Raw genomic sequence first — 22,055 nt, 5'->3', positions numbered from 1 at the left:
GGTCGCACCATGTGGCCGACGAGCCGTTATTTCCGGGCGACATTGTCCATTTTTTTGACGTTATTGTGCGTGTATTTGATAGGTCTCTTACGTGGGTTCTTCTCGGATATCTGGAGTGTGCTGAGCGCGGTCATTTACCCGTTCGTCGCCTCGCTCATTGTCAGTTACGTCTTGCAGCCTTTGGTCGATTTGCTGCATCGCCGCCGGGTGCCGCGCGGCGTCGCGGTGTTGCTTATCTATTGCACGTTTGCGCTCATTGTGACCGTGGCTGTTCTCAACACGGTTCCCATTATCACGCGACAGGTCACTCAATTGGTGACCAACATGCCCGGGATGGTTGAGCAGGTCAATCACTGGATAGACATGGTGAACAGCCGAAAACAATACCTCCCGGACACGGTCCGCATCGGCGTCGAGAACGCCCTGAATCAAGTCGAGCGCAACCTGGTTGGCTGGGCGTCTGATGTGTTCTCGTTTATCTCCAGCGCGGTGAATATCCTCTTTATTGTCGCGCTGGTTCCCTTTCTCGTGTTCTATATGCTCAAAGACGGCCGGTCGATTGGCCGCGGCGTCGTCGGATTGGTGCCGCGCGGGCGTCGCCACGATGTGCAGGACTTGCTGATAAGTATTGATCAGACCCTTGGCAGCTACATCCGTGGGCAGTTCTTGGTGATGTTGGCACTGGGGATTTTGGCGCTCATTGGTTATCTTATTGTCGGCATGCCGTACGCGCTGCTCCTCGCCATTTTTCTGGCGGTGGCCGACATCGTCCCGTATCTCGGGCCGTTTATCGGCGCGGCGCCGGCAGTGCTTTTGGCGTTTACGGTCAGCCCCGCGATGGTCATCAAGGTACTGATTGTCAACGTGATTGTGCAGCAGTGCGAGGGGAATTTGATTTCGCCGCAAATCATGGGGCGAACGCTCAAACTACACCCCATGGCCATTGTCGCCGCCCTCCTCATCGGTGGCGAACTCGGTGGGTTGCTTGGCCTTGTCGTGGCCATTCCGCTCTTGGCCGTCCTCAAAGTCGTATGGACGCACCTGCGGGCGGCACGCGACAACTCGGACGACGATTGAGCGATTTGACAGGCTTCTCTCGCAACCGCTACAATACAGGCACGTGTGAAAGCGATGCGGAAAACGAGTACGCCGTTTCCCTTTGCGCAGAGAGGGTGCCCTTGGCTGAAAGGCATCTCAAAGCGGGGCGGCCGAAGCTACTTTCCAAGCGCGTGTGAAACCACGCCGGGGTTCGCCCGTTACCGCGATACGAGGGACAGCGTCAGGCGATGGATGGGATAGTCGTCTGGGACGAATACGACGGACGGAAGAGTAAAGGCGTATGTCGTCGAAGCGCTGTAACCAGGGTGGTACCGCGAGAGAATGCGCTCTCGTCCCTGTTGGGATGAGGGCTTTTTTGCGTTTATCGCGAGCGTGAGCCCCACAGCGCCTGTCGGTACAGGTGCGAGAATGTCCATTTGCAGTTTCGATACACCGACCAAGCAACACCGACCAATCACAGATGTTTTCGTAAGAGCGGCATGAGGAGGATACCTGAGATGAAGCCATTATCCGGTCAACAAATTCGGCGGCTGTTCAAGGAATTTTACGCTGAGCGCGGGCACAGCATCTTTCCAAGCGCGAGCCTCGTTCCGCACGATGACCCGACGCTACTTTGGATCAACGCCGGCATGGCGCCCCTGAAACCTTATTTCGATGGGCGCGAGATCCCGGAGAATCCGCGGATTGTCAATTCACAAAAATGTATTCGCACCAACGACATCGAAGAGGTCGGGCACACGGCGCGCCACCAGACGTTCTTTGAGATGTTGGGAAACTTCTCGTTTGGCGATTACTTTAAGCGGGAGGCTATCACCTGGGCGTGGACGTTTTTGACGGAAGTATTGGAACTCGACGGGGAACGCCTGTCGGTCACCATTCACGTCAACGACGACGAGGCCTTTGACATTTGGCACAAAGAAGTCGGACTGCCTGAGGCGCGGATTTACCGCGGCGAGGAAGATAACTTCTGGGAGATTGGCGAAGGGCCGTGTGGGCCGTGTTCGGAGATTTTTTACGATCGCGGCGAGCAGTTCGGCTGCGGCTCTGACACGTGTCAACCTGGCTGCGACTGCGACCGGTACCTGGAAATCTGGAATCTCGTGTTTACGCAGTACAACAAGGGGGCGGATGGCGAGTACACGCCGCTGCCGAAGAAGAACATCGACACCGGCAGTGGGTTGGAGCGCTTGGCTTCCGTGCTGCAGGATGTCCCAAATAACTTTGAGACGGATTTGTTCCGCCCGATTATCGACAAAACTGGAGAACTGGCAGGCCGCAGGTACGGGGAGCGCTCGGAGGACGACGTGCACTTTAAAATCGTAGCGGATCACCTTCGCACGGTCGCATTCGCGATTGGCGATGGCGTGTTGCCGGGCAATGAGGGACGCAGCTACATTATTCGCCGCCTTCTCCGTCGCGCCGTTCGCAGCGGTCGTCGCTTGGGCATTGAGAAGCCGTTTATGTATCAGCTCGTCGATGTGGTGGACGAGATTATGGGCGCGGATTACCCCGAAATTCGCGAGAAGCGCCAGTTGATTTCCCGCGTGGTGAAGACCGAGGAAGAGCGGTTCCACGAGACGCTGATCGAAGGGGAGGCATTGTTGGCCGATGTGATTGGCTCCCTGCAAGCGACGGGTAAGACGGTCATCTCCGGGGATGACGCGTTTAAGTTGTACGATACCTACGGATTCCCTATCGACTTGACGATTGAAATCGCGAGCGAGTCTGGGTTCACGGTCGATCGCGATGGATTCGAACAGGCCCTCGAAGCACAGCGGGAACGCGCCCGCGCCGCCCGTCACACGAACGAGGGAATGAGCAGTCAGCGCGGCGTACTGGAGACGTTTACCACGCCGTCGACGTTCGTCGGTTACGGGCAGCTCACGGTCGACGCCGAAATTATCGGCTTGGTCCGGGATGGCGACTGGATTGACGGTGCGGGTGTCGGTGACGAGATACAGGTCATTCTCGACACGACGCCGTTTTACGCGGAGAGTGGCGGTCAGGTCGCGGACAAAGGCGAAATGGTTGGGCCCGCCGGGCGCGCGGAGGTGCTTGATGTCAAGAAGGCGCCGCATGGGCAAAACGTGCATACTGTGCGCGTCGTGGATGGGACGCTGCACCAGGGCGACGCGGTTCGTGCAGTCGTCGATGCTTCACTGCGCAAGGACACCGTGAAAAACCATACGGCGACACACTTGCTGCACAAGGCGCTACGGGAAGTGTTGGGGACGCACGTGGCGCAGGCGGGATCGCTTGTTGAGCCAGAACGGTTGCGCTTTGACTTCTCGCACTTCGGGCCGCTGACGGAGGAAGAGTTGCGGGACGTCGAGACGCGCGTGAACGCTGCGATTTGGCGCGACGACGCCGTGGTCATCGAGGAAATGGATATCGACGCGGCGAAGGCGATGGGCGCGATGGCGCTGTTTGGCGAGAAGTATGGCAATCGCGTGCGCGTCGTTCAGGCAGGCGATTACAGCATCGAGTTGTGTGGCGGTTGTCACGTTGAACGTACCGGTTTGATTGGCCAATTCCTGATTGTCTCGGAGACGGGCATTGGGTCGGGGACGCGCCGCATTGAGGCCGTTACGGGTCGCCATGCCTATGCGCTTGCGACAGCGCGCAAACAGATTATCGAACAGGCGGCATCGCTGCTCAAGGCGGGCGAGTCGAACCTGGTGGATAGAATCAGCCGGACGCTGGACGAGGTGAAGCAACTCGAGCGCGAACTCGACTCTGCGAAAGCTCGGCTCAATCACGCGCGCGTCGGAGAGTTGAAAGACCGCGTCGAGACGATTGCCGGTGTGCCGGTGATTCGGGCGGCGCTGTCGGACATCGACATGGATGGATTGCGCCAGTTGGCGGACGAGTTGAAATCGGACAAGCCTTCGTACATTGTTGTACTAGGATCCGTACACAATGAAAGAGTGCAATTTGTAGCTGCCGTTTCGAAAGACTTGCAAGCGCAAGGTTTTCATGCAGGACAAATCGTCAAGGAAGTGGCTGCTGTCGCCGGTGGCGGTGGTGGCGGACGCCCGGATATGGCACAAGCCGGTGCCAAGGATCCTGATAAATTGCCAGCGGCCATCGAAAAAGTTGAGGAGATTGTCTCGTCTGTCGCAGGAAACACAAGGGCTTAAAGAGAAGAAGGATACGCGGAAGTATAGCGTTCTTGGACGCACGAGCGAGGTGGCGCAGTTTGACCAGCCGCGATTTTGACAAGACGATGCGGTTTGAAACGAGATCAGAGAATGCCGAGGCGCGCCAAGCATTTCAAGTGGCGTATCGCGCGCTCAAGGAAAAAGGCTACAATCCGATTTACCAAATCGCGGGATATTTGATTTCCGGAGATCCGGCTTATATCACGAGCCATCTGGACGCGCGCAATACGATTCGACGGATTGAGCGCGACGATTTGATTGAAGAACTCGTGCGCGCATATGCTGCGCTACACGGCGATGCGGATTCTCGCGGTTGATTATGGAGAGCGCCGGGTTGGCTTGGCGCTCTCTGATCCGATGGGTTTTCTTGCGAGTGCGCTGAAAGTGATTCAGCGGCAGTCGGACAAGCAGGTGGCCGCCGAGATCGGCGACGTCGTACGCGAGTACGAGGTAGAGCGCATTGTGCTTGGCAACCCTATCACAATGTCTGGGGAAGTCGGGCAAAAGGCGCAACACGTCGAGAAGTTTCGCGCGCTGTTGATGAACGTGGTCGACATTCCTGTGGAGTTGTTTGATGAACGCCTCACGACCGTGAGCGCTCAGCGCGTGTTGCTTGAAGCGGACGTCAGTCGCAAGCGGCGCAAACAGGTCGTCGACGCCGTGGCGGCCACGATTCTTCTACAACATTATCTCGACGCCAAGTCGCACTGAGCGTATCATCGCTTGGTGCGACCCTTTGTGTGTCGAGGTGCTGCGCCTTTGTAGCGTTTTTTTGTAGCGTTGAGGGAGGAGATTGTCTGGGGATTTTCCAGAGTGTGTTACGCAGAAGGCTTGTGATTGCAGGAATTATCGTGGTGGCGTGCATTCTGTTGGCCATCATCGGTGTCTACATAGGGTACCAGCGGGCGCTGGCGCCGGTCTCCACGAGTTCTGCCACACAAGAAGTGGAGGTTCAGCGCGGTGAATCGGCAACGGACGTCGCCGAAGATCTCTACAAGAGAGGACTCATTCGCAATCGCACGGCATTCTTGTACTTCTATCGCGGACATCATGGCGTGTCTGGCATTCAGGCAGGAACGTACGCGCTTGCGCCAAACATGAAACCGGCGCAAATTCTGTCCATCTTGACGCACGGGCAGGTCGTGTCGGATGCCATCAGCGTGACCATCCCTGAGGGGTACGATGTGCAGGAGATCGCAACGACCTTGCAGGAGCACGGAATTTGCCAATCTGCGGCGTTTCTCAAGGCTGTGCAAACGGGATCCGTGAAGGCCTCATTTATGGCACAACTTGCAAATCGCAAGGACGTCCGTTATCGCCTGGAGGGATTTTTGTTCCCGGATACGTATCAGTTTCAGCCGAACGAGCCGCCGGTCGAAGTGATTGACGAAATGCTTGAGGACTTCCAGAAGCGCGTGTTGACCCCGGCCAACGTGGCGCAGATGAAAGCGAGTCACCTGACGCTCAACCAGCTCATCACCGAAGCTTCTTTGGTGGAGAACGAGGCGCAGGTGGACAAGGAGCGCCCTCTGATCGCCAGCGTCATTCAGAATCGCCTCAAAAAGGGCATGAAACTGCAAATCGATGCGACGGTGGAATACGCGCTGGGGCATCACGTGGACGTGGTTACCGACGCCGATCTCGAGAATGCCAAAGGTCCATACAACACCTACTTGCACGCGGGCTTGCCGCCTGGCCCGATTGGCAGTCCGGGGCTGAAGAGCATTGAAGCGGTATTGAAACCAGCGAAGACGGATTACCTTTATTACGTGGCCAAAGGCGACGGCAGTGGTGAGCATTATTTCTCCACAACGTACGCGCAACAACTGCACAACGAGCAGTTGCGCACGCAGAATTTGAAGAAACAAGCCGACAATCCGTAACATTTGTCCTGTTGCAGTTCGTTTGTTGTTGGTCTGTAGACTTGCCCCACCGGATCACGCGCCGGTTTCGCATATGGATTCCAGCATTGGACAATCTATGTGCAAGGAGTTTGGTTGCGGTGGGAAAGTCAGAACTGCGAGTTCGTCGGTTAATTTGTTTATATGCGATTTGGATCATCTTGAGCGCCGTCCTATTGGGACGGCTTTTTCTCGTGATGGTTTTTCCGCACGGCTTTCTCGCTGGCGCGGGCGGGATGTCTGTCCCGCGCTGGAAGCTCGACGCGGAGCACTTTGACGTCGAAATGACCAGCGACGCTCGCGGGCACATCGAGTTCGCGGACGGCCGGTTGTGGCAGGCAAAGGGGATGGCAGGTAGCGCTAAACAGTCGGCTGGACAGTCGATAGATGCGAAACCGTATGCCACGCCGCAAGCGATTGAGGCGCCTGATTCTGCGCATTCGGATTCTGCGCGCGGGTCGGTGGTGGCGCCGGAAATTGTCGGCGCTATCGGCTTGCCGGACGTCTGGCCGAAGGCTGGTAAGGCTGTGCCTGAACAAGGGCGATCCGGCCTCGAATACACATTTGACGCGTTATTGTCAGGGCGCAGACCGGGTCTCATCGGGCAAATCGTGCCACCGACGGGGGCAAGTGAGGTGCCATCCGAGATGGAACCGAATGCAACGTTCACGCTTACGCCGATTCCAGGTAAGAACGTGGTGACGACCATCGATGAGGACAAACAGCGCTATGCCGAACAGCTTCTGCGTGCCGCGGGTGTCGCGCACGCGAGCATGGTGTCCATCTCGCTGCCAGACGGCGACATATCGGTGTTGGCTTCGGCGAACCACCAGTTCAGCGACGCACTGCGCGCCATCGCGCCCGGTTCCGTGTTCAAATTGGTCACGGGTGCCGCTGCCTTGGAATCTCATACATACCGATCAGACACCCACTTTGTCTGCCGCGGCTTTCTTCGCGTCCCGCGCGTGCGGTTGCACTGCTGGCGCACGCACGGACGCCTCTCGCTGCGCGAGGCGATTGCCCAATCCTGTGACGTCGCATTCGCCGAGATGGGCATTCGGCTGGGCCGAACGGCGCTGGCCGTACAGGCACAGCGCTTTGGCCTCAACACGACTGGCCTCGTGCCATATGGCCGCGAGGAAATGATTCCGGGCGCAGATAAAGGTGTCGTTTACCGCCACAGCGGGGATGACGAAGGACTACTCGCGAACACGGCCATCGGTCAGGAGGACGTCCGCATAACTCCCCTGCAGGGCGCCTTGTTGGCGGCCACCCTTGCGGAGGACGGCAGGTATCACCGCGCACGGCTCGTTCGCGGCTTCTCCGACGCACAGGGTCGCTTCACGCCCTTTTACCTCCGCCGCGCCGACACGGCCGGCCTCGATGCCTGCTCCCCATATACCGCCTCTGTCCTGCGCGAGGGGATGTGGGCAGCGGTTCACGATCCGTCCGGCACCGCCTACCCCCTCCACACCTACCCCATTGCCGCCAAGACGGGCACGGCCGAGTTGCCGAACGGCCACGTCAACGCCTGGCTCATCGGCTATCAAGTCGATGCGTCCGGCACGCCCACCTCGGCGTTCGCCATCTGTGTCGCTGACGAACCGAGTGCGCAAGCACACGCGCACCTGTTCGCGCTGGCCAAAAAGTGGCTGGCGCCCGCTGCCGCCGCCCGGGAGGACCGGGCGCCGCAGGTGTGATGTGGTGCGGAGTGGCGGAGTGGCGGAGTGGCGGAGTGGCGGAGTGGCGGAGTGGCGGAGTGGCGGAGTGGCGGAGTGGCGGAGTGGCGGAGTGGCGGAGTGGCGGAGTGGCGGAGGAGTAGGGGCGGGCTTTGCGGGTGACTGCCGGCTTATTGGATAGGTCGGGCAGGAAGGGCAATTGGGGCCGTTGTTTGATTTTGTGGGTTTGTCCGGCGGATTTTGAGTTGACGATTCATTGGCATTTCGGGTTTCGGGTTTCGGGTTTCGGGCGGGGCGCTTGGTGTCTTAATAAGACATGACGCACTCGGACAAGCCACTTAAGGCATCAAAATTACCTTATATGGAGTCATTCCGCCGTGATCGAGCCAATTTCGCGAGATTAAGGTACTTTTCTTGTCTTAAATCCGGTTATTTCACAGAATAGTCACACATAAGACATGGGGAGTTGCCTTATCCTCCCGCGCTGCCCACGCCCCAATTCCGGCGCGAGGCAGATTCGGTGTCCACGCTGCATAAATTAGGCCGAAGTCCCTGCCAAAACGCATGACGGAGGTGGCGTAATTTGTCCAGCATTTTGGCACTGCTCGCATTGGTCCTCAAGGATGTTTCCGTTTTTGTGTCCTATGTGAAGAACGGTGCGTTTCCGAAGCCGTTGTCTGCGGATGAGGAACGCGCGGCGATTGCGGATTTGACGAGCGGCAGCGAAAGTGCGCGGGAGAGCGCGCGCAATTTGCTGATTGAGCACAATCTGCGGCTCGTGGCACACCTCGTGAAGAAGTATGAAATGTCGGGCGAAGACCCAGAGGATTTGATATCCATCGGCACCATTGGGCTGATTAAGGCGGTTGAGAGCTACAAGCAGGGCAAAGGTACGAAATTGGCGACGTACGCGGCTCGGTGTATCGAGAACGAGAACTCACTGACTACAGGGTGCTTTGCGTGTTCAATAGCCTCGCTCCGTAATGGAGCAGGGCTTGATGTATACTATATAGATCAGTTACGCTTGCGCCGTTTCCGGTGCTGGTGCCGGCTGTGTATCTTGCTTATTCGCATTGTCCAGTAATTGTGTGAACTCCTGCGCCTTCTTGAACGCTGGATCATCAGCAAACAACTTAGCGATGTCCGGTGCGTCCTTCAAAGCCTGCACAATTTCCTTCTCGGTCGCTTCCACGTTTTTCGGCAGATGTGCTTTGATAAACGCAATCGCGGCGGCCTGTTCAGATGGGCTTAATTCGTCGTACGTTTTACCGACAACGTGAATCACAGCCAGCGCATACTGTGCTAGCACGGACTTCTTTAGGTCATCCGTCGCTGTACTCAACTCATGATGCAGTTTAGCCTCAATTGTTTTTGCGATAGGTGTGTGTATCAACGCTTCGACACCTTTTTCGATTTCACCCTTTTCGCCATTCAAAAATGTCATCGATGCTTGGAACCATTTCGTCTTGCTGAATCCAAGCAATGTGCCGGCCACGCCAAATAGAACGACTGCATCATTTACTACACTCGCAACAATAGTCATATTATTTTGTCCTCCTTAAAATTTGCTTGTTTGGCTAGTCCCATCTGCATATGTCAACGTGACGGAAACTGGTTTCGCGTCAACGGAAGTGGTGACAAAGTTCCACGTACCATCGGATGTCTTGGTGGATTTGACGCCAGGGATAGCTGACCATATCACATAGGTCTTATCGTTGATGGCGTACGCATCGACTTTGGCACCATTTACTTGAGCGGTAATAGGGGTAGCTGCAACAGTCGATGAAGGGGAAGGTGCTGGTGATGGGGGAGTGGGGATGACAATGGATTTCAATGCGGCATCAATTGCGCTCCATGTTGCGGGTCCAACAATACCATCCACGGTTAACTTGTAGTCACTTTGGAACGACTTCACGCCGGATAGTGTATTTGGTCCAAAGTCACCATCTGCACTACCGACAACACTATAGCCAAGCCGTATCAGCGCAATCTGCAATTGTTGCACGACTGTACCAGTGCTACCATTTTGTACGGTTGGATTGGATGCGACGTTATCTTGTTGCACTGTGATTTCTGGCCATGCACCAGGTGAGGCGAATATCGCGTCTCTGTCAGCACTTATACCTGCTACGGTAACATCGTTTTGATATTGATAGCCATGCGCACCATTGAACAATTTGCCATTTGACCACGCGTATGTTTGGATAAACTTGTCGACATATCCTGATTTGAATAGCGCTGCAATCACATCATAGCTGCCGTACGCACCGACTAGGTAAGAACCGTTAACCGTCTCATATACAGACTTGAAATACGATTCAATAGCGGTCATATCCGATGTTTGTGCATCATAATCAACAGTGAAATAAATCGCCGCTGTCTTCGGAGCACCGAGATATGCCATTTCCGTCATTGCTTGTTTTGCGTCAGCAATGCCTTGCGTCGCGGAAAAATATGCCGCACTTGTCGGACTGGATTCCCAAAACAAAATCACCGATAATCCCGCGTCGTGTATTGATTTCAATTCATCAGGTGTGATCGTTTTTGTCCAACTCGTCGTTTTGGCACCAAGATACCGTCCGATTGTCTTAATGCCACTTGATTTCAGCGACTGCACATTTGCCGCCGTTAGACGCGTCGCACAATCAATATGGTTCAATTGGGTCACTCCTTGTGGAGATGGTGATGGAGTGGGTTGTGGTTGATTGACTGTAATCGTGCCTGTTGATGTTGCGGGCATATCGCCATACGGATCGAGGAAAGTTGCCACACACGTAATTGTGTCTGCTGATGGTGGTGTAAATGTCATACTAAACTTTCCGTTGGTATCACTTGTTAATGTCGCAGCAATCAGCGCACCATTTGCATCGTCAAATTCATACGACACGGATGCGTTTGGATATGGTTGGCCATTGCACAAAGTTTGACCATTTACTGTGATTGATTGCCCAACTGTAATAGACGTGGCTGATGGCGTAACGGTGATTGTATAGTTATCGGTAATTGGTTTGACGAACGGCGTCGGCAGGGGTTGTGGTTGAAGTGGTTTCCCGTTGTCAGGCGTGCCAGCTACAGCATCAAACATGTATTGATTGAAGAAATCATATGGAATCCAGAAACAACCGGCAAGCGATGTATCGTTATGAATACCCCACGTCGATCCCCATTGATTCAGCGCTAATAGAGCCTGTAGATTGTCGTCGTATCCAATCAGATTAATCATATGGCCGCCAAGTGAATTAGTCGGATCAGCAGGCATACCCATCCAACCTGTTGCAGCACACAATCCACTTTCTAACTCGGCGAACACTTCCATGCCAACCATCACAGGCATACCTTGTGCAATCGCATCTTTCACGTTGTTCAAGTCCGTGCCAACATAATAGGCTTGCGTTGGCAACAATTTTAGCGATGCATCCCAATCGTTCGGTGGTGCCTGTGTAAAGTCCTTCGCGTAATTTGGATCGTATGGGTCATCAGCTTCTGGCATCGCACCGTACGTTTCTAACACCTGTACGGCCTCTTGCATTGTTGCGCCACTATCAGAGGACACAGTGCCATTCAGTACGCGTTCCTCGTAATAATCAGCCAACTCGCTTAACCGTTCATACGCGCCACCACCAAGCACGTGCAACGCCATACGCCATTGTGTTGACGCAAACGCAGAACATGCACCGAGTGATTCCTGGTTAAGTATTGGGCCGTACAACGCACGATTGTTGGCACGAGGCGGGAGTGTTTTTCCACTGTTCACGTAGGTTTGCCATATAGTAGGAGTGGTAGACGATGACGGGGCGACATTGTACAAATACTTAGCCATCACATCGACTCCTTATTTTTCACATCTTCAATTGTTCCGGCTTCCGTTTCGCCTTCTTGTGGTACGGGATTTTCTACACATAACTTTTGAGCAATCCAAACGGGGAATGTGATTTCGTGGATACCTGTACCTGTGCCGCCATTTGCATGGTCGACGCCCGTGTGATGGTGCGCACACAAGACCATCGCATTGCGTATATCATCAGGAGACGTGATTGGCTTATTTCGTAGCAATCGTCCATAGCCATACACATCGAACGTTTCAACAAATTCCTTTAACGCATCGTAATCGCCGATATTACCGAGTGACCATTCCAGCCCATAATGGTGCACTTGTAGGTTGTCAGTCGAACCGCATACCCAACACTTGTAATGACCATCCTCCTTCAATCGCTGTTTTGTGCGTCTAAATTCAGACGATTCGCTACGTTTAACGTGATCGGGTGTAATGACCATTTCATGTAGCGTACGTGTTTCGGCATGTGCCTGTACTATATGTTTATCTGTCATTCTGTCGATCTACCTTCTCGTGGAGTGCGGCGTGTCGTTCCGCTAATTTGTCATGCTTGAGGTGTAAATGTAGAAGGGATTGTTTGAGATGGGATATTTCGTTGCGTAATTCGCGGTCATGTTGAGTATAAAAATACCAGAATCCATATGCCATACCGATTATAGACACGTTTTGTATCACATTTGCCCATGTATCGAGTCCGAACACGAACAAACCGATTAAATCAAGTATGACGACGACATAGAATGCTGGATGTTTGAAAAATTGCATCGCTTCACCTCACTTCCACAAGTGCGATACGACATCACCTAAAATAACGATGATGAATCCAAGCAAAGCAATCGCACCAGCCAAATACCATCTCCACGCTGTCAGTGAATCAACTTTCTTTTCCAGTTTGTCGAGACGAGAATCTTGCGCATCGTCACGTTCATTACGATGTTGCACCATCAACATAATCTGATCGCGTGGCACAAATCGTTCGGATACTTTGCTTATTTCCTGTATAACGGACGCTAATGATGTTTTCATGTCAACATTTTGTTCGCGTATCGTATCCTTGATTTCAACAACATCATCACGCAATCCGTTGACTTGCTCTTCAATACGCGCCAATTTTTCGTTATCCATATTCCACCTAATTCACTTCGAAATCTGCAATAGCCAAATAAACATCTTGCGGAGATACATTGCCGCTTAGGTTGATATAGTGTGCGGCTCTGAAATACTCTGCGACAACAGTGCTACATATCTTTCTATATCGTTCGCTACGTTTTACCATTGCAACAGGCAAATGGACAATGTTATGCGTGGAATATCGCAGTGCGTCATCAACAATGAGTAGCCAATCATACCGCTGTCCTTCGAGGGATTTTACATACGATAATCCATCACGAATATTGCGAGGTAAAATAGGAGGACGATATACGTCGAATGTGCCACCGTTGTCAATAGGCGCGATTGCAACCTGATTACCATTTGCTTCAATTTTTTCTTTATCATTTAGCGCAATTGCTACGTGATAATAAATCGGCGAACGCTGTCCATCTTCAAAGTATTCGCCAATATCAATGAGGTGAGTGAGGAATGTAGGTGGATTGCGATAGAGGAGGATATCACCTGGTAATATTATTATAGTTATCACGACCTTACCATTTAATTAACTAATTCAGGTTGTCGGCGCAGGAAGGGGCGTATACGCTGTTGGCGTCCAGACGATAGCTTGTACATCACTCGGTGACTGCGCTTGTGCAATTTGGTTAAGTAACGCTAGTTTCTGATTGCGATTCCCCAAAACAAAATTTTGGGCGTCGGTGATAAGTTGGTCAGCTTGCGTCTGATTGAAAGTCATGTGGGTACCCGCCGCGTCCAAAACTGGCACACCGTCAGGCGGGAACTGATTTGCAAGGATGACGGAACGCAACATCAGTAACTCGTCGATCGTGTCGCTATCCGCTGGATATGTGCGACTTGTTCCATCTGCAAATGAAACGAATCCCTGTGCGAGCGTGTCATTGTAGCCTTGGGTGATCAGGCTTGATTGAGCGGTTTGTGCAAGCGCTAATTGTTCGGCCTCAGACAACGGTGTAAACGTCAACGTCCCTGTCGCGGTTGGTACGGTGTACTTTTGGCCGGCGACAATATTGGTGATGGTGTATGTGCCAGGGAGGTTGTTCGGATTCGCGGCGCTAACTGCTGCGTCGTCGATGTAGATAGCATAGTCAGCACCCGATGGCAGGTGTGTGATGCCTGTTAAGTCGCTCCCGCTTGTGCCGCCGATGATTGTACCGGATGATGATGTGTAGTAGATCATAACCGCGCCTCCAACTGTGTTATCTTCTCTCGTAACTCTGCGATTGTTTTATCTCGCTCCTTTACGGTTGCGAGTAAATCCAATGCGTCCGTATTTGTATGTTTACGCGCCCACATTACCGCTGTAAATCGTTCTAACTCCTTAATCTCGTCTTCGGTTAAAACTCGTCCTTCATACTCCATTTCGTTCACTCCTTACGTTTGAACTTATCTTACTATTTTACTGTGGGAAGATGATTAGAGATGCGTCGGAAAACACTACAGAACCACCATTTGAACTACCTGCAACACCGTAGGTGTGGCCTGGAGTCAAGTTGAATTTACCCGAACGAATTACCGTAAGGGTAGTGCTCGTCGTTGATACTTGCGATCCACTAATGGCGGTTTCTGAATTTGACATGTCAATGAGGTTTGCCGATGCTGTATATGACGTACTTGATGACCGTACTGTAGTCTCAAGCGCAAACTGCATTTGCAGTGGCCAATTAGAACTAAGCGTAAACAATGACTGATTTGAAGTCGCTGGAGAATCACTATTCAATCCAGCACCGTCGCCTAGGGCATTTCCTGAAGAGGTGTTGCTTACGGTAGTCCCATCCGCCCACCACAACGGTATTTTCGTTTCCGCTATTCCGCTACCTGGTGTCATACTCATCGTCGCAAGGTCGATATATCGCATGTGACCACCTCCCTATGACGCCAATGCGACGAGATGGGCTTTTGTAATTTGGGCAGCAGTAGTACCCCAAACGGTAAGCCCAAAAGAGTGACCGGTGACGAGAGTAAAACTTCCCGATCTCATTAGTGTCGGAGAGGTTGAACCTGTTGAAATTGAAGAATTGTTTACTAATGACCCTAATGTCATGTCATACAATCCAATGTTTGCGGAAAAACCACTCGCATGAGCTTCCATAGATACTTCAAGTGCAAATTTTTGAGATGAAGACCAAGTTGAACTAAGCGTAATAAGACTTCCTGCTGACCCTACGTTATTGCCTGCGACGGTTGACCCCTTGGGTATAAAATCTGCGCCTGCGGAAGCACCTGAGTTAGAACTTGTTCCGACACTGTACACCCACAACGGTATATACGCTTCCTTCAACGTGTTCCCATTTGGATTCGCCAAGCTGATGCTCGCCAAGTCAAATGGCGAAGTCGTTGGTGATGGTGGGAAGATGATGAGGGAGATGTCGGTGATATCTAGTGATGTGCTTCCTACATATGACACAAACTGTATTCCGTATGTGTGACCAGGAGTCAGAGTGAGTTTACCAGACCGGACAACGTTGAAGATTCCGGAAGTGCCCATGAAAGTTTGTTGAGAATTCGCCACAGCAGAGTTTGTTGTTGCATCATATAACTGAAATGTTGCCGATGTCCCAGCCGCTAAGCGGCCACAATATTCAAGTGCGAATGTCGTTCCACTGGGCCAGTTCGAGTTTAGAGTGAATAATTCGTTCATTGAACTAGGAGATAGATTCATACTTATATTAGCCCCCGAACCTGTAACTCCTTTTGCAATGAAGGAATTATCTTCTTGACCACCATATCCAAGCCTTGTAAAACTCCCACTGTACCACCACAACGGATAATACAATTCAGGGAACGTCGGAGCTTGATTGAGCGATGCTAACGCCACGTCACCATTCCATTGACGAGATAATCCCATATTACATCACCCCCATCATTGGATTTCGACGCCGGAAATTGTGCAATATATACCTGCGGCAGATGCGAAACCTTGGATTACGGAATTAGCTGGTAACATCGTATTGAGGCCGCTGATTATCTTAGTATCGAAACCGTTGATTGTGACATTGGGTATAAACGGGTATTGATTACTGCTGTTTGGCCCGATAGTAATGCTTGCGGTTACAGATGATGACATATTATTGGATAAAACAATTTCTTTTACATAAGCAGTCGCTGAACCCGCCGATCCTGAACTTCCGCTAGTTCCCGCTGTTGTTGATGTTACATTAGAGGATGCCGCAGGTGCTGTATACAAAGTGGTTACAGATGATGTACTTAACTGACCTTGATAGAACTGCCGCCCACTTGCTGTTGCTCCTGATAAAACTGTCACGATGATTCCTCCTTCGTTTACCCTATCCACGCCATAGGATTAGTGAGTGGACTATACCCTTGTACAGTGACCGCGCCTGTTTGACCGTTTACGCTGAGTACACCTGTATTTGTAATGGTGTCGCTATTTCCATTTGCCGTAATTTCAATTCCTGTACCAGCCACGATATTTCCGATGGGCAAATTTGTCAATTGTGAACCATCGCCAATGAATTTTTGCGCCTGTACATTTCCACCGAATACCACATTGTCTGTAGTACCAAACATATTTACAATTGTCGGTCGCACATTAGTTACCGATGCGATATTGCCGGATGAATCGGTTTCAACTTGTGCGATTGGTACATATCCAGATTTGATAGAATGCGATAACCCAAATGAGGTTGTCCCGTCGCTGTTGTAATCGAGGTAGTATGTTGTGGAGGCAGTGGTCGTAACGAATTGCCCATTTTGTGACGCAGCAAACGATACACGTTGACCATCTGCAAAATAGATATCAGCAGCCGTAACGTCTAGTTGATTGTGTACACTCGAATTTGCTGTTGGGATACCACCACTAAGCACCGTTGATGTGCTACCGAACAAATCAGCGACAATTTCATTTACATAGTCAGGTTGTACGGCTGGTATGTTCTGGATCTGACTACCATCCACATTTAACGGTACGCGTGTACGTCTATCGATTACGTCAGATAACGACACAGAAGTTTGGTTGGCCGCGATATTAACTGCATACAATTTAACAAATCCACTATCTGCACCAGGTTCAATCGGAGTAGACGACGGCACACCTTGCTTAATTTGTATAATTGGGCTACCTGTTGTGGTATTCGTTGCGTCAGTAGTTGCTGAATATCCAACTTCAATGATGTCAATACGCGGATTAGTTGGATCGGCAGTTGCGAATGTCAAAGTTATAGTAGACGAACTATCATTGTTAATACGGTATCCATTTACCCATGCGGTGCCAGCCCCGATATATACGTTCATACTAGGTGGGTTATCGAATGTGATAGGGAAATCGGTTAAGTTGACAACACCTGCACCGAAAAAGTCAGCATCCCGCGCAACGAAATCCGTTGATTTATATTTAACGTTATCGAAAAATGTTATATTAAGCGCCACATATTCACCGCCTTACGCAACCAAATTGCCGATTATGTTGATATTTCCACCGGACACTTCATTGATATATCCGAGTACGTTTACCAATCCCGTAACGTCGAATTTATATAATCCAAATGACGTGATGGATTGAACACTTGATAGCCCGTTTAAGTTGACGCCTGTTAATGGATAATATGTTGTGCTGTCCAATCTCCCTTGAATTTCGATGTTGAAACTAGATGCCGTCCCATACACCTCGACAACCAATGTGCGCATACTGTTTGTTGGTTGTGGGGATTGTGGACCAGTTACAAGTGAGTTTGTGGCTAAAATGACTTGTTCAACATTACATGTGCTAAGTGATGTGGGGAAGGGGTTTGTTGAACTAATAACGGTTACTCCATCAGCACCGTACATTACGGTAGGAATGAAGAAGTTGTTCCCATCTGCTGTCGGACGAACGGCACCTGCTTTACCATTCGCATCGACTGGAAATTTATATCCCATATTTCACCACCTAAGATTCAGTCATTGTGAGAGTTGCCATGCCACTATTGCCATCAAATATAAAATTAGCCGTACTACGTGCAGGCTTAGCATTGTTGACGGCATTGATTAGATCTTGCTGGTTGTATGACACATTGTTGGGGTTGTGTACTGTGACTAGAAACGAAAATGCCTCACCCGATGGCGCGAATCCGAACTGTCCCATGATGGATACGCCCATTGTAAATCCATCTGGCCCATACTCAAATATGTCAGGATCAACGCCCGTAAACGCACGCACAACAGATTTGATATTGTCCACCGTTGGGCCAGACGCATATGTTGGTAGTTCAGCTAGAATACGAGCACGATAAGAGTCATCTGATTCCTTGTATCGACGTGGGATACCCCAATCCTTACCTTGCAAATCAAGATACTCACCAGTCGCAGATGTTACGCTTCCGATATTGTTGGCCAAATTTATTTGTGCGGGGTCTACATTATCAAGTGCAGCACCAACGCCACCGAGTATTTGATATAGCGTGGAAGTGGTGGATGTCGTAAATATATTGGTCAGTCGTTTGAGCAAATTTTGCAATTGTATACTCATGAACCTGTCACCTGTACATTACCGACGATAGGTAGTTGAGACTGTGTAAACGTAATATCAGATGACGGTACGGTTGGGGCAGCGGCGTTGGCAACACCAGTTACACCCAATGCAACAGCCTGTAGTTGACTGACATACAATGTACCATTTATACCACCACCAATGCCAAGTCCACTGATATAATTTTCAATCGCAGTTTGGACTTGCACAGCCGTCTCGTCTGGATCGTATCCAGCGGTAGCCTTAATCGTCATTGTTACATCAACTGATACAGGTGATGGTGCAAAAACTTTAGCGTCATCAGTGATCACACGTCCCGCATCAATAACTGTTTGCGTATTTGCGATAATAGTGTCTGATGGAACCGTGTTACCGTCGCCAACAATGTAAATATCGACTGTGCCTGGTCCACGTCCTTGCGGTACCACCAATGCAGATGACACGCCAGTGACAGATTCAGCCGTTGATGTATACCAATTTGTCGTCGATATTGACAATCCTTTGAATGCAGCCAAAGCACGTGCCCGTAAAGCATCATCTGTTTCCGTATCAATCGCAGGCGTACCGTTAGATGAATCATCGAACTCGACGCCATCTATACCTGGTACTGCACTAGCCCATAGCAATTGTGTGCCAACTGCGATGTTTCCTTGCGTTCCTGCGACCGTACATGTGACGGGAATATTAACCTTTGTCGATCCAATGGGCAATTGCGTATCCGTATCAACTGTATATGTTATTCCTGTGCCACTCGAATCTGGTTGAGTGGTAATAAGTGAACCAGCGGGAATTGTGATGATGGATTGGCTTGGCACTTCTTTCGTCGCAACGAATGTCCATTGTGCATATGTGGCTTGTTTACGGGTGATGCCGAAATCATTGGCTTTATTGTCTAAGTTAGTGCCTGTAGCTGTCGCAAGATACGCCTGTTGTTGCGCGACGGATATGGCTGTCGTCAATTCATCTACGACGGAGGCAATCGCGGCAAGTATGACGCCAATTACGCTCGACGAAGAATAGTCTGTTATTTTCTTCCCGATTGATGCAAGGCCAGATTGAATAAAAGAAACCATGGTGCTTAAAGCATCAGAAAAATTAATATGTTCCACCTCCAATCGGCACAGTAGTAGAAACGTCGCCGTATCCAGCTACAGTCACATTCACACTCACAAAAAAACGCATCGTACCATCGTTCGGATCTGTGACATTTATGCTATTGATTTGTTGCACACGAGGATCGACGCTTAGAGCATCGGATACATACTGTTGAATCAATGCGATATTGGTTGGATTAAGTGGTTCGTCAATGGTTGTACCGAGTTCGCTGCCAAGGTCATCACCGAATATGTACGTGTCGGGAATCGTGCCAATTCGCACACGTATCATTTGTTTGATATTGTCGTTGTTGGTGGAGGTGGATATATCACCTTGTGTAGTAATCACCAAATCACCATTGGAATCGAGTGTTAAGTCAGTTCCAGAGGGGTCAGTGGGGTCAAGTGGGGGAGTGGTATAGTTCACGTTCTGCGTTTCACCACCTTATGCTTTTACATTTGGCGCGCCTGATGTAATGGTGCCGGTATATGTTGTGCCACCGATATCAACCTGTACATTGTCACCGACACGTGCAATTTTGGCTGTGCCATCATTGAATACGACATCTTTACCCGATGCAGACGACACTTTCACTTCGCCATCACTAGTGATATAAATTTGTGCGCCAGATTTGTGTTGCAGCACTACGTCATCGACATCGGATATGGTTGGTGGCGCATCTTCATCGTTATATACACAACACGCAACAACGCCATTGTTGATATCACCTAAATCGAATATCACCTTGACCGTCATGCCTTCGGGCGGTACAGCAAGGAATCCGTAGCCTGGACCAGCATACATTGTGCCGATGCGTATCCAGCCAGTTTCGATATTGTACGGTTGCAACATCACCTTGACCGATGGAGGACTTATAGAACGTGATGTGACTGTGCCTTCGCATACATAACATCGAGCATTGTGGGATTGTTCGGCTATATTGCGCATCTGTTGAAATAAATCTCGATTAGATAACATTTAATCACCGCCAGGATCAGAGGGGAGGAGAAGATTGCTAAATGTAACATCTATTCCATAAAACCCTGTTGTTCCGTTTTGATTTGTAAATGTATGTGTTGCCTTAGTAGGCCAAAATGTTACACCATCTATGCCCTTACCAACACTCTTGAATTGCACAGGTTGGTATTCGTTAATGATTGGATTCCCGTAGGAAGTAAATTCTCCAGTTATTTCAGTCATCGATAATTGCTGGAGAATAGACTCCGCGCGTTGAGTTGCTTGTTGTTTCGTCAGTCCAGGCACATAGTACGTTTCTTGATATGCTGCACGTTGGTTGATATTCGTGCCTACACGCGGGATATACCCAGAAGGTTGCTCGGCTGTGCCGCTAATACGAGTTTTTTTACCAGGTTGCCAACTATATACGGTAACTTTAATATCGCGACTAGCATGTGGCGCACGAGATAATGTTAACGAATATATATTTTCTCCCCACGTGTAAACAACGGGTTTAGATGCAACCAGTTTTGATTGAGGACCAAAAAACAATGTGTTGCCGCTAACATTCGCGATAAACCCCTCTTGATTCGCAAGGAACATAATTAAATCCCATTGCGACTGACTGGACGTGAGTGATGTGTTATCGTTTTTGTAGTATGTTCCTGCCGTTGTATATGTCGGAGTAATTTGCGTCGACAAACCGTGTTGTTCGGCCAGAGTTGATACAATTGCAGACGAGGTTAAATTAGGATATTTATTTGTCATATCCGTATCCATAAATGGCGCAATTTGATTACGTCCCTGCAATTCCGCGTAATATCCTTCTGTGGTATTTTGCGCGGACAAATATACGTCTAATGTATCCATATATCCGTACATAATTCTTGTTAAATCTGAGGTGTTATAGGATGATGGGTCATCTGGGTAGCCGACATATATTTCGACCAATATATCTGGATTAGCAAACAAATCAGACTCGAAATCAGGTGTCAGCGCCAATTCTGTTGTTCCCGCTAATTCTGATAAAATCCGAAATGGGACGTCTAATGTAAAGGAATCCGCAGCGCCATATCCATTTAAGTCAACAGACCAAGTGTGAAACGGGACACGCACACCGTTCAACAATACGATGCTACACGGTTGACTATACTGAAATGTGCCAAATGTACTCACGGTATAATCAACACCGTCCCAACCTGTATGACCGATGGATTTTTAATATTGTTAGCTGTCACTATTTTTGTATATTGACTACCGTCGCCATAGAATTTTTGCGCAATTCCCCATAAGGTATCGCCCGACTTGACTGTGTATTTTTGCTGTACTTTATCTGATTGAGCGGAGGATACAGACGAGGGAGATGAGGAACTAGATGATGCTGCCGATGACGAAGAATATATAACAGCGTCAGAATTCGCACTATCAATCGGCTCCAACGATATATCATAATCAATTTGGTAGTCATTGTAGTACGTGGGATGGAACATAGTAATAAGTACGTATCGAGGAGAAAATCCAGGCGCCGTCAATAACACTGGTTGTTTTTTCATCCACATGTCATTAATTTTGTTCATTTTTGATACGGCACCTTGATACATGAACGTACCCTGCAATGATATAGTGTCGAGAAAATTCCCTAGCAATTGAACAGATTTTCGTCCGCCAGGAAATTGTTGAATGGATGTTAATGATGTGCCGCCCATTTGAATTGAGGTTGGATAATCATCAACTGAAAAAGTGAAATTGCCTAGCTTGAGCAATATACATCAC

25 protein-coding genes and 1 pseudogene are annotated in these 22,055 nt (G+C 50.1%); 7 read left to right on the top strand and 19 right to left on the bottom strand.

Translation table 11 applies throughout. The features are described from left to right. Positions 1 to 9 precede the first annotated feature (9 nt). Positions 10 to 1,077, top strand: coding sequence for an AI-2E family transporter (locus K1I37_RS15495; RefSeq protein WP_021298582.1), 1,068 nt, complete (start codon positions 10 to 12; stop codon positions 1,075 to 1,077). A 179-nt stretch (positions 1,078 to 1,256) separates the two neighbouring features. On the opposite strand, the gene K1I37_RS15490 is transcribed toward K1I37_RS15495, so the two are convergent. Continuing rightward, positions 1,257 to 1,499, bottom strand: a complete 243-nt coding sequence (locus K1I37_RS15490; protein ID WP_152498882.1) for a hypothetical protein — start codon at positions 1,497 to 1,499, stop codon at positions 1,257 to 1,259. Between the two features lie 57 nt (positions 1,500 to 1,556). On the opposite strand from K1I37_RS15490, the gene alaS reads away from it, so the two are divergent. The 6 genes and pseudogenes from alaS to K1I37_RS15460 form a co-directional block, all read left to right on the top strand. Then, complete coding sequence (gene alaS, locus K1I37_RS15485) at positions 1,557 to 4,199, top strand: alanine--tRNA ligase (protein ID WP_021298581.1); 2,643 nt, start codon at positions 1,557 to 1,559, stop codon at positions 4,197 to 4,199. A gap of 59 nt (positions 4,200 to 4,258) precedes the next feature. Continuing rightward, complete coding sequence (locus tag K1I37_RS15480) at positions 4,259 to 4,537, top strand: IreB family regulatory phosphoprotein (protein WP_021298580.1); 279 nt, start codon at positions 4,259 to 4,261, stop codon at positions 4,535 to 4,537. Beyond that, entirely contained in the window at positions 4,500 to 4,931 is a 432-nt protein-coding gene (gene ruvX, locus K1I37_RS15475) for a Holliday junction resolvase RuvX (RefSeq protein WP_236613937.1), read from the top strand. The genes K1I37_RS15480 and ruvX overlap by 38 nt, the downstream gene beginning before the upstream one ends. A gap of 104 nt (positions 4,932 to 5,035) precedes the next feature. Then, complete coding sequence (mltG, locus tag K1I37_RS15470; RefSeq protein WP_031219313.1) at positions 5,036 to 6,103, top strand: endolytic transglycosylase MltG; 1,068 nt, start codon at positions 5,036 to 5,038, stop codon at positions 6,101 to 6,103. A 119-nt stretch (positions 6,104 to 6,222) separates the two neighbouring features. Then, positions 6,223 to 7,821 carry a penicillin-binding transpeptidase domain-containing protein gene (locus K1I37_RS15465; RefSeq protein ID WP_021298577.1) on the top strand — a complete coding sequence of 533 codons (1,599 nt, stop codon included), beginning with the start codon at positions 6,223 to 6,225 and terminating at the stop codon, positions 7,819 to 7,821. 562 nt (positions 7,822 to 8,383) lie between these two features. Beyond that, positions 8,384 to 8,734: pseudogene (locus K1I37_RS15460) on the top strand (sigma factor); the annotation flags it as partial. 84 nt (positions 8,735 to 8,818) lie between these two features. Here K1I37_RS15460 and K1I37_RS15455 read toward each other — a convergent pair. The 18 genes from K1I37_RS15455 to K1I37_RS15370 form a co-directional block, all read right to left on the bottom strand. Then, on the bottom strand, positions 8,819 to 9,343 hold the full coding sequence (locus K1I37_RS15455) for a hypothetical protein (protein WP_021296042.1): 525 nt from the start codon (positions 9,341 to 9,343) through the stop codon (positions 8,819 to 8,821). 15 nt (positions 9,344 to 9,358) lie between these two features. Continuing rightward, positions 9,359 to 11,620, bottom strand: coding sequence for a glycoside hydrolase domain-containing protein (locus K1I37_RS15450; RefSeq protein ID WP_021296043.1), 2,262 nt, complete (start codon positions 11,618 to 11,620; stop codon positions 9,359 to 9,361). Further along, positions 11,620 to 12,129: a hypothetical protein gene (locus K1I37_RS15445; RefSeq protein WP_021296044.1), complete on the bottom strand. Its 510-nt coding sequence runs from the start codon at positions 12,127 to 12,129 to the stop codon at positions 11,620 to 11,622. The genes K1I37_RS15450 and K1I37_RS15445 overlap by 1 nt, the downstream gene beginning before the upstream one ends. Positions 12,130 to 12,409: 280 nt before the next feature. Continuing rightward, entirely contained in the window at positions 12,410 to 12,760 is a 351-nt protein-coding gene (locus K1I37_RS15440) for an SH3 domain-containing protein (RefSeq protein ID WP_021296046.1), read from the bottom strand. 7 nt (positions 12,761 to 12,767) lie between these two features. Continuing rightward, on the bottom strand, positions 12,768 to 13,274 hold the full coding sequence (locus tag K1I37_RS15435) for a hypothetical protein (RefSeq protein ID WP_021296047.1): 507 nt from the start codon (positions 13,272 to 13,274) through the stop codon (positions 12,768 to 12,770). 24 nt (positions 13,275 to 13,298) lie between these two features. Beyond that, entirely contained in the window at positions 13,299 to 13,943 is a 645-nt protein-coding gene (locus tag K1I37_RS15430; RefSeq protein WP_021296048.1) for a hypothetical protein, read from the bottom strand. Next, complete coding sequence (locus K1I37_RS15425; protein WP_021296049.1) at positions 13,940 to 14,125, bottom strand: hypothetical protein; 186 nt, start codon at positions 14,123 to 14,125, stop codon at positions 13,940 to 13,942. Before K1I37_RS15425 ends, K1I37_RS15430 begins: the two co-directional genes overlap by 4 nt. A gap of 37 nt (positions 14,126 to 14,162) precedes the next feature. Continuing rightward, positions 14,163 to 14,621 (bottom strand): hypothetical protein, encoded by a 459-nt coding sequence (locus tag K1I37_RS15420; RefSeq protein ID WP_152498760.1) that lies wholly within the window; start codon positions 14,619 to 14,621, stop codon positions 14,163 to 14,165. Between the two features lie 12 nt (positions 14,622 to 14,633). Next, a complete protein-coding gene (locus K1I37_RS15415) occupies positions 14,634 to 15,611 on the bottom strand; it encodes a hypothetical protein (protein WP_152498761.1) in 978 nt (325 codons plus the stop codon). Between the two features lie 15 nt (positions 15,612 to 15,626). Continuing rightward, positions 15,627 to 16,028, bottom strand: a complete 402-nt coding sequence (locus tag K1I37_RS15410) for a hypothetical protein (RefSeq protein WP_152498762.1) — start codon at positions 16,026 to 16,028, stop codon at positions 15,627 to 15,629. Positions 16,029 to 16,045: 17 nt separating this feature from the next. After that, positions 16,046 to 17,152, bottom strand: a complete 1,107-nt coding sequence (locus K1I37_RS15405) for a hypothetical protein (RefSeq protein WP_152498763.1) — start codon at positions 17,150 to 17,152, stop codon at positions 16,046 to 16,048. Between the two features lie 12 nt (positions 17,153 to 17,164). Next, on the bottom strand, positions 17,165 to 17,641 hold the full coding sequence (locus K1I37_RS15400) for a hypothetical protein (RefSeq protein WP_021296051.1): 477 nt from the start codon (positions 17,639 to 17,641) through the stop codon (positions 17,165 to 17,167). A gap of 10 nt (positions 17,642 to 17,651) precedes the next feature. After that, on the bottom strand, positions 17,652 to 18,230 hold the full coding sequence (locus K1I37_RS15395) for a hypothetical protein (RefSeq protein WP_021296052.1): 579 nt from the start codon (positions 18,228 to 18,230) through the stop codon (positions 17,652 to 17,654). Further along, on the bottom strand, positions 18,227 to 19,339 hold the full coding sequence (locus K1I37_RS15390; RefSeq protein WP_152498764.1) for a baseplate J/gp47 family protein: 1,113 nt from the start codon (positions 19,337 to 19,339) through the stop codon (positions 18,227 to 18,229). Before K1I37_RS15390 ends, K1I37_RS15395 begins: the two co-directional genes overlap by 4 nt. Further along, positions 19,326 to 19,751 carry a contractile injection system sheath initiator gene (locus K1I37_RS15385; protein WP_152498765.1) on the bottom strand — a complete coding sequence of 142 codons (426 nt, stop codon included), beginning with the start codon at positions 19,749 to 19,751 and terminating at the stop codon, positions 19,326 to 19,328. The genes K1I37_RS15390 and K1I37_RS15385 overlap by 14 nt, the downstream gene beginning before the upstream one ends. A gap of 18 nt (positions 19,752 to 19,769) precedes the next feature. After that, positions 19,770 to 20,303 (bottom strand): phage baseplate assembly protein V, encoded by a 534-nt coding sequence (locus K1I37_RS15380; RefSeq protein WP_021296055.1) that lies wholly within the window; start codon positions 20,301 to 20,303, stop codon positions 19,770 to 19,772. Further along, the gene (locus K1I37_RS15375) at positions 20,304 to 21,407 is read right to left on the bottom strand and encodes a phage late control D family protein (protein ID WP_152498766.1); all 1,104 of its coding nucleotides are present in this window, start codon (positions 21,405 to 21,407) and stop codon (positions 20,304 to 20,306) included. A 47-nt stretch (positions 21,408 to 21,454) separates the two neighbouring features. Further along, positions 21,455 to 22,045 carry a LysM peptidoglycan-binding domain-containing protein gene (locus tag K1I37_RS15370; RefSeq protein WP_021296057.1) on the bottom strand — a complete coding sequence of 197 codons (591 nt, stop codon included), beginning with the start codon at positions 22,043 to 22,045 and terminating at the stop codon, positions 21,455 to 21,457. Between the last annotated feature and the right edge of the window lie 10 nt (positions 22,046 to 22,055).

The organism is Alicyclobacillus acidoterrestris (assembly GCF_022674245.1).
GTDB classification, from domain to species: Bacteria; Bacillota; Bacilli; order Alicyclobacillales; family Alicyclobacillaceae; genus Alicyclobacillus; species Alicyclobacillus acidoterrestris.
This window is presented reverse-complemented; position numbering and strand designations above follow the sequence as displayed.

What these genes read in the sequence shown, in the direction of transcription:
- K1I37_RS15495 (WP_021298582.1), top strand. Translation starts at nt 10, where the DNA reads ATGTGGCCGACGAGCCGTTATTTCCGGGCGACATTGTCCATTTTTTTG.
- alaS (WP_021298581.1), top strand. Translation starts at nt 1,557, where the DNA reads ATGAAGCCATTATCCGGTCAACAAATTCGGCGGCTGTTCAAGGAATTT.
- ruvX (WP_236613937.1), top strand. Translation starts at nt 4,500, where the DNA reads ATGCTGCGCTACACGGCGATGCGGATTCTCGCGGTTGATTATGGAGAG.
- K1I37_RS15455 (WP_021296042.1), bottom strand. Translation starts at nt 9,343, where the DNA reads ATGACTATTGTTGCGAGTGTAGTAAATGATGCAGTCGTTCTATTTGGC.
- K1I37_RS15450 (WP_021296043.1), bottom strand. Translation starts at nt 11,620, where the DNA reads ATGGCTAAGTATTTGTACAATGTCGCCCCGTCATCGTCTACCACTCCT.
- K1I37_RS15445 (WP_021296044.1), bottom strand. Translation starts at nt 12,129, where the DNA reads ATGACAGATAAACATATAGTACAGGCACATGCCGAAACACGTACGCTA.
- K1I37_RS15440 (WP_021296046.1), bottom strand. Translation starts at nt 12,760, where the DNA reads ATGGATAACGAAAAATTGGCGCGTATTGAAGAGCAAGTCAACGGATTG.
- K1I37_RS15430 (WP_021296048.1), bottom strand. Translation starts at nt 13,943, where the DNA reads ATGATCTACTACACATCATCATCCGGTACAATCATCGGCGGCACAAGC.
- K1I37_RS15425 (WP_021296049.1), bottom strand. Translation starts at nt 14,125, where the DNA reads ATGGAGTATGAAGGACGAGTTTTAACCGAAGACGAGATTAAGGAGTTA.
- K1I37_RS15420 (WP_152498760.1), bottom strand. Translation starts at nt 14,621, where the DNA reads ATGCGATATATCGACCTTGCGACGATGAGTATGACACCAGGTAGCGGA.
- K1I37_RS15415 (WP_152498761.1), bottom strand. Translation starts at nt 15,611, where the DNA reads ATGGGATTATCTCGTCAATGGAATGGTGACGTGGCGTTAGCATCGCTC.
- K1I37_RS15400 (WP_021296051.1), bottom strand. Translation starts at nt 17,641, where the DNA reads ATGGGATATAAATTTCCAGTCGATGCGAATGGTAAAGCAGGTGCCGTT.
- K1I37_RS15395 (WP_021296052.1), bottom strand. Translation starts at nt 18,230, where the DNA reads ATGAGTATACAATTGCAAAATTTGCTCAAACGACTGACCAATATATTT.
- K1I37_RS15380 (WP_021296055.1), bottom strand. Translation starts at nt 20,303, where the DNA reads ATGTTATCTAATCGAGATTTATTTCAACAGATGCGCAATATAGCCGAA.